Below are 12,892 nucleotides of genomic sequence, written 5' to 3'. Positions count from 1 at the left end.
CGAGATGCGCTCACGGAGCTGGGGCTGACCTACGTCGTCGGCGTCCAGGGCAACATCGTGGTCTGGCCGCCGGGAACCGAGCCGGCGGTTCCGGCGTGGTCCGGCCGCGGGCGTAAGCCGACGCGCCTGCGCCGCGGCGGCGACGACGCGCCCACGGTTCAGGTGCGCGAGCTGGCCGAACAGCTGCCGGCGACGAGCTGGGCAGCGGTCTCCTGGCGTGAAGGCGTTGCGGAGACGCTGTCCTCGCGCTTTGCCGCGGTGCGCGTGCGGCCGGCCCAGGGCGACGCCCGCCGCAGCGAACCCCGGGTCGAGCACTGGCTCCTGATCGAATGGCCGGAGAACGAAGCCAAGCCGACGAACTTCTGGCTATCGACCATGGCCGAAGAGATCCCGCTGACCGACCTCGTCTATCATGCCAAACAGCGTTGGCTGATCGAACGTGACTACCAGGAACTCAAGCAAGAGCTCGGTCTGGGCCACTACGAAGGCCGCGGATGGCCAGGGTTCCATCATCACGCGGCGCTATGCGTCGCCGCCTACGGCTTTCTGGTCGCCGAGCGGGCGGCTTTTCCCCCCTCAGGCGACTCCCGCACCCGGGACAGCGAAACGCCTTCCGTTCCCGAAAACGGCGCAGGACGGCGGGCTCCCGCTACGACCTGAACGGCATGTCCCCAATTCAATCGCAACGCTGAGGCTGCTGATCGCTCACAATCTTGCGCGCCTATTGCCTCGATGTCCTTGTTGTCACCGCGCTATCGAAACGCCGATTCGCACCGAAACAGCGCCAACTCCACTTCGTTTGTGACGCAGTAAGACTAGCATCCCCTCCGGATGTCGCCGACCGCGCATTCAGGCATGCGACACAAAAAGAAAATCGACGACACGGCGAAACCACAGAGTTGGGGCCGTTCAGGTTCTATACTGAGAACGCCAAACCGCCTGAAGATCTAGATGAGCTCAAAAAAGAATTTACAAACAAGAAAGGTCGCGAAAGAAACTGGGACGAGAACAGTCTATCCAAAAAAATTTCAATAGTGGCAGATACCTATGGCGACCAGATGTATCTTGCACTAGGTAGCCCATACATTTGTTGGTATGGAACATCATCCGAAAGAATACACTCCTCTTTGTATGGCACTTTGCGGTATCTTGGCAGAAAAGACATACAGGACGTCTACTCCCATCTTATCATAGAACTCACTGAGTGCATCTCAAACTGCGGCGTTGCTACTGCAGGGATGCTTGAGATACTAGGAAAAGAAAGTGGCTTAAAAGAGTTCTCCGATGCAGATAAGACCCTTCGAGATATGGTTCTGGAATTCGTTGAAACTATATCAGACCCAAACCAACCCCAAGATGAATAGGTGTCAAATAATACATACAAAAAGTAATCATATTATTCTCGATATATACTTCATATAAATTTTACTCCAAAATTTACAGGGCCTCACATTCTTGAAATATATTAAAAGTATACTCTCTGTGTCTCTGTGGTTTGTCTTTCTTTCCGGCCGGCGTGCCCTTCACCCGCCCTTGTGCCGGTCGATCATCTCCACGAAGCGCTGGAACAGGTAGTGGCTGTCGTGCGGGCCGGGGCTGGCTTCGGGGTGGTATTGGACACTGAAGATCGGCCGGTCTGCCACCCGCAGGCCCTCGTTGGAGCCGTCGAACAGGCTCTTGTGGCTGGGCGTGACCTTGTCCGGCAGGCTTTCGGGGATGACCTTGAAGCCGTGGTTCTGGCTGGTGATCTCGACCCGGCCGGTGGCCAGGTCCTTGACCGGGTGGTTCGCGCCGCGGTGGCCCAGGTGCATCTTCTCGGTCTCGGCCCCCAGCGCCAGCGCCAGGATCTGGTGGCCCAGGCAGATCCCGAAGGTGGGCACGCCCGCCGCCAAGACGCCCTGCAGCGCCGGCACGGCGTAGTCGCCGGTCGCTTTGGGATCGCCGGGGCCGTTGGACAGGAACACGCCGTCCGGCTGGTGGCGCAGGATGTCCTCGGTCGTGGCCGTCGCGGGGACGACGGTCACCGCGCAGCCCAGGTTCGCCAGGTTGCGCAGGATGTTGCGTTTGGCGCCGTAGTCGACCGCGACGACCTTGTACTTGGGATCGACCAGCCGGCCGTAGCCGCCCTCCAGCGTCCAGGTGGTCTCCTCCCACTGGTAGAGCTGCATGCAGGTGACCTCCTTGGCGAGGTCCATGCCGTCCAGCCCCGGCCATTCGGCCGCCTGCTGGCGGGCTGTCGCGGTATCAATGTCGCCGTCTGGCAGGTGCACGATCACCCCGTGCGGCGCGCCGGCGTCGCGGATCCGGCGGGCCAGCCGGCGGGTGTCCAGCCCGGCGATGCCGACCACGCCCTGCTTCTTCAGCCAGGCGTCCAGGTGCTCGACCGCGCGCCAGTTGGACGGCTCGGTGATGTCGACGCGCAGCACCACGCCGCGGCAGGCGGCCTGCTGGGTCTCCAGGTCCTCCCGGTTGGCGCCGACGTTGCCGATGTGCGGGAAGGTGAAGGTGATGATCTGCCCGGCATAGGACGGGTCGGTGACGATCTCCTGGTAGCCGGTCATCGAGGTGTTGAAGCAGACCTCGCCGATCGCCTGCCCGGTCGCGCCGACGCCGCGGCCCCACAGCACGCTGCCGTCGGCCAGCACCAGCGCGGCGTCGGCCGCGCGGGGCCGGTGCGCGGTCGGCTGGCCGGAGCCGAAGGCGGAAGCGGACGCGGTCGGAGCGGACATGGCCTGGAGCGGTATCGCTGCTGAGGGAACTGTCGGGCCGGGCGCGGCGACGGCTGCGCCCGCGGGGTTGCTTGGCCTGCGCCGGTCCCTATATAGGGCGGCTGCAAGGCCGCGCCGCCCGGCCCGCATCGCGGCCGCCGGGCGCACGGCCCACGACCGCCGGATCGGACGGCGGTGTTCCTTTACGGCAATGCCCGGCGGGCGTCAAACGCTCGCCCGCTGGGGTGCCAGGTCATAAGGCCTTCGAGTGCCATGCTCCGCACCGATCTGAACGACGCGCTGAAGCAAGCCCTGCGTGCGCGCGACGCCCGCACGGCGGCGACCCTGCGGCTGATCCTGGCCGCACTGAAGGACCGCGACATCGCCGCGCGCAGCGAGGGCAACTCCGACGGCATCAGCGACGACCAGATCCGGCAGATGCTGCAGAAGATGGTCCGCCAATCGCGCGAGGCATCGAAGACCTACGCCGACGCCGGCCGCGACGATCTGGCGGAGAAGGAGGAGCAGGAGATCAAGGTGCTGCAGCGCTTCCTGCCCCGCCAGCTGGACGAGGCCGAGACCCGCGAGGCGGTCGACCGGACGATCGAGGAGCTGGGCGCGGATTCGGTGAAGGACATGGGCACGGTGATGAACCGCCTGCGCACCGACTTCGCCGGCCAGATGGACTTCGCCAAGGCCAGCAAGGTCGCCAAGCAGCGGCTGACGTAAGGTCTGAATCCCCTCTGCGCCCGTGGGGGGAGAGGGAGGCACCCGCACGGCGCAGCCGCGTGGGAGGGAGAGGTGGCGCGCACGGCATTTGGTCCGGCACGCCGCCCGCCCGCACGGCCCGGACACGAGACACGCTCACACACGAGGGCCGCGGGCAACCTCCTCTCCCTGGCCCTCTCCTCCCACCTGGAGGAGAGGGAACAAGGTCAGCGGGGAGAGCGATGCGTTGGGGCCATTCGCCCCCATGATCCCCGTTATCCACAGGGCTGCGTTGGGGCGCCCGCCTGTTAGGCTGCCCGACTCGCAACGATCGAAGCGCCGAGTCGCATGGCCTTTCCGCAGGAGTTTCTCGATCGGATCCGGTCGATGGTGCCGATCGCCGACGTGGTCGGGCGCAAGGTGCGCCTGACCAAGCGCGGGCGCGAGCACACCGGCCTGTGCCCCTTCCACAACGAGAAGACTCCCTCGTTCACGGTTAGCGAGGACAAGGGCTTCTACCACTGCTTCGGCTGCGGGGCGCACGGCGACGTGATCTCGTTCGTGGTCGAGCAGGAGGGGCTGTCGTTCCCGGAAGCGGTCGAGAAGCTGGCCGCCGAGGCCGGACTGGAGGTGCCCAAGGCCTCCCCGCAGGAGCGTCAGCGCGAGGAGCGGCGCGGCAGCCTGTACGACGTGGTCGAGGAGGCCTGCCGCTGGTACGAGCAGCAGCTGGCCGGCAAGGACGGCCAGGCGGCGCGCGACTATCTGGCCGGCCGCGGCATCGACCGCGAGACGCGCGAGGCGTTTCGCCTGGGCTACGCGCCCGGCCAGCGCGGCGCGCTGCGCCAGGCGATGCACGCGCGCGGCTACAAGGACGACCAGCTGATCGCGGCCGGCCTGCTGAAGCAGCCGGAGGACGGCGGGGCGCCGCGCGACTACCTGTTCGACCGGGTGATCTTCCCGATCACCGACCGGCGCGGCCACGTCATCGCCTTCGGCGGCCGGACGATGGGCGAGGCCAAGGCGAAGTACCTGAACTCGCCGGAAAGCGAACTCTTTCACAAGGGCCGGGTGCTGTACAACCTGGCGCGCGCCCGGCGGGCGGCGCGCGACACCGGCGAGCTGATCGTGGCCGAGGGCTACATGGACGTGATCGCGCTCGCCCAGGCCGGCTTCCCGGCCGCGGTCGCGCCGCTCGGCACCGCGATCACCGAGGAGCAGATCGCCGAGCTGTGGCGGCTGGCCGACGAGCCGACGGTCTGCCTGGACGGCGACAGCGCCGGCCGGCGCGCCGGCTACCGCCTGGTCGAGCGCGCGCTACCCCAACTCAAGCCCGGCTTCTCGCTGCGCTTCGCGCTGCTGCCCCAGGGCGAGGACCCGGACAGCCTGGTCAGCGTTCAGGGCCCGCAGGCGTTCCGCAAGATCGTCGACGGCGCCCGGCCGCTCGCCGAGCTGCTCTGGATGAAGCAGGTCGAGGGCCGGCCGCTCGACACCCCGGAACGCCGGGCCGGGCTGCGCCAGGCGCTGATGGACGACGTCAAGCGGATCGCGCAGACCGACGTGCAGCAGGCCTACAAGCAGGAGATGCTGCAGCGCTTCGACCAGGCGTTCGGGTTCCAGCGCGGACGCGGCCGTCGGGGCGCCGGCGGCCGGGGCGGGCGCGGCGGCGACCGCTGGGCGCCACGCGACCAGCAGCGCCGCCTGGCCCCGGCGCTGGGCGTGCGCCAGCCGATCAGCCAGCTGCAGCACCGCCAGGAACAGGCGCTGATCGCCACGCTGGTCAACCACCCCGCAACGCTGTTGGAAAACGCCGAGGAACTGGCGGAGATCGCGCTGGTTTACCGCGACACCGATCTCCTGCGGCGTCGACTGCTGGACTTGGCAATGGAGCGACAAGAGATTGACACCGTTGAAATCCGCGGCCACTTGCGCCAAGTACCGGACGGGGCTCACCTGGAGACGGCCCTGAGCCGTGAGGTCTATCGGCTCTGGCCGTTCGCCGATCCCGGAGCGAGCGTGCAGGACGCACGGCAAGGCTTGCGATCCCTGCTCGACCTGTACCGCGATCGCTCGGCGAAGGACGAGACGGCAGAAGAGGGCCGGCGCTTGGCGGAATCCATGAATCAGGAAAGCCTGGCCCGCTTGGAAGCAAAACGCAAAGCGGCCTACGAGAACGACAGCCGGGCCGTCGATCTCGATCTGGACCGCGACAGCGGATCCGCGGCTGGGCCGTCCGGACCGGGGCAATCCGGGTCGGATCCGCACAGATCGTCCTAAGGCTCACGAGCGCGTCAGGCGGGCGCAAGCTCCGTAATCGGCCGGGAACGGAGCCTGCGCCCTTATCGGCGTTCGAGGGTGAGCAGCTTGGGTCTTAAGTAGGGGCAGAGGTGCCGATGGCGACGAAAACGAACGAGACCGAGGCCGAGCAGACCCGCGAAGAGGGCGGCGACGGCCCGCTGATGGACGTGACCAGCGCGGCCGTCAAAAAGATGCTGACCAAGGCCAAGGAGCGCGGCTACGTCACCTACGACGAGCTGAACCAGGTCTTGCCGCAGGATCAGGTGTCCTCCGAGCAGATCGAGGACACGATGTCCATGCTCTCGGAGATGGGCATCTCGGTGATCGAGAGCGAGGAGCAGGAAGAGCAGGTCGAGCGCGCGCCCGCCGAGGCGGACGAGGAAGACAGCAGCCGCGCCGGCAACATCGACGACGAGGATATCGGCCGCACCGACGATCCGGTGCGCATGTACCTGCGCGAGATGGGCTCGGTCGAACTGCTCTCGCGCGAGGGCGAGATCGCGATCGCCAAGCGGATCGAGGCCGGCCGGGAGAAGATGATCGGCGGGATCTGTGAGAGCCCGCTCACCATCAAGGCCTTGTTGTCCTGGCGCGAGGCCCTGAAAGAGGGCCAGATCCTGCTGCGCGATATCATCGACCTGGACGCGACCTACGGCGGCACGCCGGACGGCGCGGCGGCCAGCGGCGCGGCGCCCGAGGGTGCCATGGCGCGCGGCACCGCCGACCAGCGGTTGAGCCAGGGTGCCTCCGCGACCGACCCGATCGCCAAGCGCCAGGGCGACTCCAGCCCCGCGGGCGAGGCCGGCAACGGCGCCGCGGCGCCGGCGGGCGCCGGCGAGGCGGGCGAAGCCGGGACCGAAGTCCAGCACACCAACGGCGCGGACAAGTCCGAGCCGGCGGGCGAGGACGGCGCCGAGCAGACCGCGTCCGGCCAAGCCGGCGAAAAGCAGACTGGCGAAGACCAGACTGGCGAAGACCAGACCGGCGAAGACCAGACCGGCGATGACCGGAGCGGCGACGCGGAGCCGGCCGAGGGCGAAAAGCAGATCATCTCCGGCCTGGACGACGACGAGGAGGACGACGAGGACGAGGGCAACCTGTCGCTGGCGGCGATGGAGGAAGCCCTGCTGCCCCAGGTCCTGGAGACCTTCGACCAGATCGCCGAGACCTACGACAAGCTGGCCGAGGTTCAGAACACCCGCCTGAACCATCTGCAGGCCGGCGAGGACGTGCCCGCCGAGACCGAGCAGCGCTACGAGACGCTGAAGGACGAGCTGGTCGAGCTGATGAAGACGGTGCGCTTCAACAACGCGCGCCTGGAGCAGCTCGTCGAACAGCTGTACACGCTCAACAAGCAGTTGGTCGGCCTGGAAGGCCGGCTGCTGCGCTACGCCGAGAAGGCGGGCGTCGACCGCAGCCAGTTCCTCGACCGGTACTACGGCCGCGAGCTCGACCCGACCTGGCTCGACGAGGTCGCCAAGCTGAAGGGCAAGGGCTGGCAGAAGTTCGCCGCCCGGTACGAGAACGAGGTCCGGGAAATCCGCGGCCAGATCGCCGAGGTCGCCGACGAGACCGGCGTGCCGATCGGCGAGTTCCGACGGATCGTGAAGACCGTGCAGTCCGGCGAGAAGGAGGCCAGCCGCGCCAAGACCGAGATGGTCGAGGCGAACCTGCGCCTGGTGATCTCGATCGCCAAGAAGTACACCAACCGCGGCCTGCAGTTCCTGGACCTGATCCAGGAAGGCAACATCGGCCTGATGAAGGCGGTCGACAAGTTCGAGTACCGGCGCGGCTACAAGTTCTCGACCTACGCCACCTGGTGGATCCGGCAGGCGATCACCCGGTCGATCGCCGACCAGGCGCGCACCATCCGGATCCCGGTGCACATGATCGAGACGATCAACAAGCTGGTGCGGACCAGCCGGATGATGCTGCACGAGATCGGCCGCGAGCCGACCCCGGACGAGCTGGCGCACCGCCTGGAGATGCCGCTGGAGAAGGTCCGCAAGGTCCTCAAGATCGCCAAGGAGCCGATCTCGCTGGAGACCCCGATCGGCGACGAGGAGGACAGCTACCTCGGCGACTTCATCGAGGACAAGCAGGCGGTGATCCCGCTGGACGCGGCGATCCAGTCCAACCTGCGCGAGACCACCACGCGGGTGCTGTCGTCCCTGACCCCGCGCGAGGAACGCGTGCTGCGCATGCGCTTTGGCATCGGCATGAACACCGACCACACCCTGGAGGAGGTCGGCCAGCAGTTCTCGGTGACCCGCGAGCGGATCCGCCAGATCGAGGCGAAGGCCCTGCGCAAGCTCAAGCACCCCAGCCGCTCGCGCAAGCTGCGCAGCTTTTTGGATACCTGAGCCGCGCCGGCCAAGCCAAGCCGGAGCCGAGCCACGCCCGGGCCGCCCGACCGCGCCCGGGCGTTTTCCTGTGCGCATCCGACACCCGCGACCGGACCGGTCCCGACCGGCCTTGCGCGCCGGCATGACGCCGGCCACGTGCGCCAAGCCGCGGGTCAATCCGCCGCGGGCGGGCAAGACGAACGCGCAAGGCGCCCTTTTTTCGCCACCGTGGCTACATAAACATGCTAAAAATTTCTGAAAGTTTCGGGAAATCGGCCCGCCAATAACCTATATCTAGTATCATGACCACTGAGATCGACGCCCCCGAGCAAGAGCCCGCCCCGCCCAAGATCCGCACCTGCCTGCGCTGCCAAGCGCCGTTCGAGAGCGCGTGGGCCGGCGAGCGGATCTGCAAGCCGTGCAAGAGCACCCACGCCTGGCGCAGCGGCGAGGGCGTGCGCACCGTCTCCAACCGCGCCGGCGGCGGCAGCAGCAGCGGCAAGTCGTCTGGCAGCTGAGAGCGCGGCCGCCGACGGGCGGCCTCCCGTGCGAGGTTCGCCCTATTAGCGTTCGTGCACCGGACCATGCCCGCGCGCGGCGTACTCGCGACGGTCCTGCGCACGCGACGGCGTAAAGCGGCCGCGCTGGGCGGTCTCCAGCGCCGCGCGTTCTTGGCTGGTCACCACCGTGGTGGTCTCCTCGTCGACCAGGGTCAGGCGCGGCTTGCGCCGCAGGCTTAGTGTGCGGGCGACCTGCTCCTCCTCCCGGCGGAGGGTCTCCAATTCCAGCATCAGATGCCGGCGCACCCGCCGCGGGACCTGACGCATCGCCTTGTACGCCGGGGTGCGCCGAAGCCATGTCGACACCGCGCGCATCGCGCTCTTTGCCTCCCTTTCCCTACCCGTTGATCCCGGTCGCGCCCCACCTCCGTTACTGCACCAGCTGCGCCGGGCTGGCCGGGGCGCCCTGGAACGGCAGGAGGATGTAGGCGGCGATCAGCAAGACCAGCGCCGCAACGACGAACCGCTGGGCGGAGGTGCGCCGGCGCGCCGAGCGGCCGTTGCCGGCCAGGTAGCGGCAGTAGGCGACGTAGAAGGCGCCGGCCAGCATGCGGTCGAGTTCGCGCGCGACCCAGCCCTCGTTGACCGTGCGCGGCGGCGGGTCGGTCGCCTCGCCTTTGGAGTCCCGGCGCAGCTGCGCCTCGGTTTCGGAGATGTCCCGCAAGTCCGGCGGCTCGTGGTAGACGAAGTTCCACTCCACCAGGACGATGTTGAGGGCGGAGGCGACGGCGCAGACCACCGCCAGGACCATCAGGACGACGATCGCGGTCGGCACCGGCTGTGGCAGCAGGCCCACGGCCACTTCGTCGGCCAGGATCGAGAAGTTGAAGGCGGCGAACGCCAGCGCGGCCGAGGGCGTGCCGATCGAGCCGCGGATCTGCTCGCGCCGCGCGCGCTCGGCGAAGTATAGGTCGCGGTAAAGCTCCATCTTGACGTCGGTCGGTGTACGCATCGGGCCGTCGCCTCGCTCGCGTCCGCGCGGCAAGCGCGCCAGCGTGCTCCGCCGCCACTGGGTCACGCTGCCGGGTCGCGACGGCGGCCGAGCCGCCGGCGGGCTTCCCCCGTGGCGGTCTTCTTTTCGCGGATGTCGAAGAAGCCGCGCAGTTCGGATTCGTCCATCGTTTCCTGCTCCAGCAGTTGCCGGGCCGCCCGGTCCAGCTGGTCGTAGCGCGCGCGGATCAGGCCGCAGGTCCGCTCGAACGCCTCGTCGACCAGCTGGCGCGCGGTCCGGTCGATCTCGCGCGCGGTCACCTCCGCGTAGGGGCGCCGCTCCTGGCCCGCCAACGGCAGGCCGCCCGCCGACTGCTGCTCGCGCTCGTAGGCCAGCTGACCCAGCGCGTCCGTCATGGCGTACTGCGCGACCATCGAGCGGGCGATGTCGGTCACCTTCTGCAGGTCGTCCTGCGCACCGGTCGAGACATCGTCGAAGAACAGGCTCTCGGCCGCGCGACCGCCCAGCAGGACGCACATCTTGTTCTGCAACTCTTGCCGCGTCATCAGATAGCGGTCGCCGGTCGGCCGCTGCATGGTATAGCCGAGCGCTCCCACCGACCGCGGAATGATCGAGACCTTCTGCACCGGGTCCGTCCCCGGCAGTTCCATCGACACCAGCGCGTGGCCCAGCTCATGGTAGGCGACGCGGGTGCGCTCTTCTTGGCTCAGGATGCGGTTCTTCTTCTGCAGCCCCGCGATCACCCGCTCGATCGCGTTCTCGAAGTCCTGCATATAGACCGCATCCGCCTCCCGCCGGGTCGCCAGCAGCGCGGCCTCGTTCACCAGGTTGGATAGGTCAGCCCCGGTGAAGCCGGCGCACAGCTGGGCGATTTCGTCGAGGTCGACGTCCCCGGCCAGATCGACCTTCTTGGTGTGGACCTTCAGGATCGCGATCCGGCCGGGCTTGTCCGGCCGGTCGACCAGCACGCGGCGGTCGAACCGGCCCGCACGCAGCAGCGCGGGGTCGAGGATCTCCGGACGGTTGGTGGCGCCGATGATGACCAGCCCCTCGGCGGGATCGAAACCGTCCATCTCGACCAGCAGTTGGTTCAGGGTCTGCTCCTTCTCGTCGTGGCCGCCACCGCCCATGGCGCCGCCGCCGGAGCGCACGCGGGCGAGCGCGTCCAGTTCGTCGATGAAGATGATCGCCGGCGCCCGCTCACGGGCCTGGCGGAACAGGTCGCGCGTGCGCGCCGCGCCGACGCCGACGAACATCTCCACGAACTCGGAACCGTTGATGTAGAAGAACGGCACCGCCGCCTCGCCGGCGACCGCGCGGGCGACCAGCGTCTTGCCAGTGCCGGGCGGACCGCACAGCAGCACGCCCTTGGGGACGTGCGCGCCCAGCCGCCCGTAGCCCGAGGGATCGCGCAGGAACTGCACGATCTCCTGCAATTCCTCCTTGGCTTCGTCGATCCCGGCGACGTCGTCGAACCGGGTGCCGGTGCGCTCTTCGTAGGTGACTCGCGCCTTCGACTTGCCGACCTGCATCAAGCCGCCGCCTAAGCCCTGCTTCTCGGCGAGCCGACGGAAGAAGAAGAACCACAGGGCCAGGAAGAAGCCGATCGGTATCAGCCACGACAGCACCTGCTCGAATAAGGTCGTCTCCAGCGTGCCGTCGTAGCGCTCGACACCCGCCTCGCGCAGTTCGCGGGCGAGCTCGTCGCCGATCCGCTGGGTGACGAACCGTTCGTGCCCGTCGACCGGCTTGGTAAACACGCCCCGGACGGTCTCCTGGCCGACCTCGACGCTCTCGATTCGGCCCTCTTCAAGATACCGCTGGAACGCGCTGTAGGGGATCTGCTGGATGCGCTGGGTCTGCACCCAGATCTGCTGGGCCAGCAGGACGCCCAGGATGGCAGCCAGCAGGTAGCCGATGTTCCACTTGTGCTTCGGCGCCAGCCCGTCGCCGCGAGCGCCGCGCGACCCGCCGTCATCGCGCTGTTCGAACAAGACTCACCCCCGCTCCTGTCCGCAGCCGTGTCGCTGTTCCAGAGGTCTCGCCTCCGCGTGACCACCGGCGACGCGCGGTCCGCGCCGTTGAGCCGTGTTCCGCGCACCGCGAAAGGCCCGCCGGTGCGTGGCCGTCACCGGCGCGGGCCCTTTGCCGTTGTGTGCTGAGCCTCACAGGCCGTCAGGCGTTCTGCGAAGCGCTCTGCGGGGCCGGTAACAGCAGCGGCTTAGCGAGGCGGATGATCTCGGTCACGCCGTTGTCCCGCTTGACCTCGATCGCCTCCACACCGTCCGTGCTCTCGGCGACCCAGATCTCGGCGGGGTGCGGGATATTGTGGTCGAGGTGGTCGGTGCCGACCTGCAGCACGTCGTCCTTCGGGTCGTAGGACAGGTTGGTCATGCCGATCCACTCGGCCGCCACCTGATCGCCCAAGTTCAGCGCGGCCACCTCGATCTGCACCTCTCGGGTGCCGACCCCGCGCGCAACCCGGTCGAAATAGTCGTGCCACTCGCTTCTGGCCAGTTTACGCGTTTCGGTCATCTGCGCCTCCTTTACGATTGGTCTTGTGCGGTCAGTTGCACGGGTCACGCCCGCTTGGCTAATATTTAGGCAGCAACTGGTCAGCACAAAAGACCGCAGGCGGACGACGCCTATCGCTAAAAGCGGACGGGAGAAGCAGAGCCTTGGGCGGCCGCGCCTGGGCGCTACGTCTCCTCGTCGGCGAGCGCGGCCTCGGCGTCGATCGGGACGCCGGGTTCTTCCTTGCTGGTGCGGATCACCTGGATGGTCTGCACCGTGGCGACGTGCGGGGCGCTGGTCAGCTGGGTGGTCAGGTCGTTCTCGTGCGCGGTGTTGCGCGCGACCAGCTTGAGCAGGAAATCGTGCGGGCCGCGGCACATGTTGCACTCCCGCACCTCCGGCCAGGCGCGCATCCGCTCTTCGAACGCGGTCAGGACCGACTCGCTCTGGCTGTCCAGCCCGACCAGAGCGAAAAACAGCACCTCGTAGCCCAGCCGCATCGGCTCCAGGTCGGCGTGGAAACCGCGGATGTAGCCGGCCTCCTCCAGCGCGCGCACGCGGCGCAGGCACGGCGGCGCGGAGATCCCGGCCCGGCGCGCCAGCTCGACGTTGGTGATCCGCCCGTCGTTCTGCAGATCCTGAAGGATCCGCAGGTCGATACGGTCGAGCTTGACGCGCCGCATATTCGATTCCTCCAAAGGGACGGGGCTTTCGCGAAAGGATATTACTCGTACAGCGCCCGCCGTTCCAAGAGCAGATCGCCCCAAAGCGCGCGCGAACCGCTTGTCACCCGCCAGCCCGCCATGCACG

The 12,892-nt window shown here is 67.7% G+C and carries 12 protein-coding genes; 6 read left to right on the top strand and 6 right to left on the bottom strand.

Going from position 1 to position 12,892, the window contains the following annotated elements; translation table 11 throughout:
- A partial coding sequence (locus CKO28_RS16935) for an IS701 family transposase (RefSeq protein WP_200341989.1) occupies positions 1-660 on the top strand: 660 nt, incomplete at its 5' end.
- A gap of 239 nt (positions 661-899) precedes the next feature.
- Positions 900-1,364: a hypothetical protein gene (locus CKO28_RS16930; RefSeq protein WP_200341988.1), complete on the top strand. Its 465-nt coding sequence runs from the start codon at positions 900-902 to the stop codon at positions 1,362-1,364.
- Between the two features lie 159 nt (positions 1,365-1,523).
- On the opposite strand, the gene carA is transcribed toward CKO28_RS16930, so the two are convergent.
- Positions 1,524-2,729 (bottom strand): glutamine-hydrolyzing carbamoyl-phosphate synthase small subunit, encoded by a 1,206-nt coding sequence (gene carA, locus CKO28_RS16925; protein WP_200341987.1) that lies wholly within the window; start codon positions 2,727-2,729, stop codon positions 1,524-1,526.
- 252 nt (positions 2,730-2,981) lie between these two features.
- Here carA and CKO28_RS16920 point away from each other — a divergent pair, with 252 nt between their 5' ends.
- The 4 genes from CKO28_RS16920 to CKO28_RS16905 all read left to right on the top strand — a co-directional run bounded on the left by CKO28_RS16920 (position 2,982) and on the right by CKO28_RS16905 (position 8,574).
- On the top strand, positions 2,982-3,437 hold the full coding sequence (locus tag CKO28_RS16920; RefSeq protein ID WP_200341986.1) for a GatB/YqeY domain-containing protein: 456 nt from the start codon (positions 2,982-2,984) through the stop codon (positions 3,435-3,437).
- Between the two features lie 327 nt (positions 3,438-3,764).
- Complete coding sequence (gene dnaG, locus CKO28_RS16915; RefSeq protein ID WP_200341985.1) at positions 3,765-5,690, top strand: DNA primase; 1,926 nt, start codon at positions 3,765-3,767, stop codon at positions 5,688-5,690.
- A 116-nt stretch (positions 5,691-5,806) separates the two neighbouring features.
- Positions 5,807-8,074 (top strand): RNA polymerase sigma factor RpoD, encoded by a 2,268-nt coding sequence (gene rpoD / locus CKO28_RS16910; protein WP_200341984.1) that lies wholly within the window; start codon positions 5,807-5,809, stop codon positions 8,072-8,074.
- Positions 8,075-8,358: 284 nt separating this feature from the next.
- Positions 8,359-8,574, top strand: coding sequence for a hypothetical protein (locus tag CKO28_RS16905; protein WP_200341983.1), 216 nt, complete (start codon positions 8,359-8,361; stop codon positions 8,572-8,574).
- A gap of 45 nt (positions 8,575-8,619) precedes the next feature.
- On the opposite strand, the gene CKO28_RS16900 is transcribed toward CKO28_RS16905, so the two are convergent.
- The 5 genes from CKO28_RS16900 to CKO28_RS16880 form a co-directional block, all read right to left on the bottom strand.
- Complete coding sequence (locus tag CKO28_RS16900; RefSeq protein ID WP_200341982.1) at positions 8,620-8,931, bottom strand: hypothetical protein; 312 nt, start codon at positions 8,929-8,931, stop codon at positions 8,620-8,622.
- A gap of 55 nt (positions 8,932-8,986) precedes the next feature.
- Complete coding sequence (locus tag CKO28_RS16895; protein ID WP_200341981.1) at positions 8,987-9,568, bottom strand: hypothetical protein; 582 nt, start codon at positions 9,566-9,568, stop codon at positions 8,987-8,989.
- Positions 9,569-9,630: 62 nt separating this feature from the next.
- Positions 9,631-11,562, bottom strand: coding sequence for an ATP-dependent zinc metalloprotease FtsH (gene ftsH, locus CKO28_RS16890; RefSeq protein WP_437127636.1), 1,932 nt, complete (start codon positions 11,560-11,562; stop codon positions 9,631-9,633).
- Between the two features lie 181 nt (positions 11,563-11,743).
- Positions 11,744-12,103, bottom strand: coding sequence for a DUF5335 family protein (locus tag CKO28_RS16885; protein WP_200341980.1), 360 nt, complete (start codon positions 12,101-12,103; stop codon positions 11,744-11,746).
- Positions 12,104-12,267: 164 nt separating this feature from the next.
- Positions 12,268-12,765 (bottom strand): Lrp/AsnC family transcriptional regulator, encoded by a 498-nt coding sequence (locus CKO28_RS16880; RefSeq protein ID WP_200341979.1) that lies wholly within the window; start codon positions 12,763-12,765, stop codon positions 12,268-12,270.
- Positions 12,766-12,892: the final 127 nt, after the last annotated feature.

This window comes from Rhodovibrio sodomensis (assembly GCF_016583645.1).
GTDB lineage: Bacteria > Pseudomonadota > Alphaproteobacteria > Kiloniellales > Rhodovibrionaceae > Rhodovibrio > Rhodovibrio sodomensis.
This window is presented reverse-complemented; position numbering and strand designations above follow the sequence as displayed.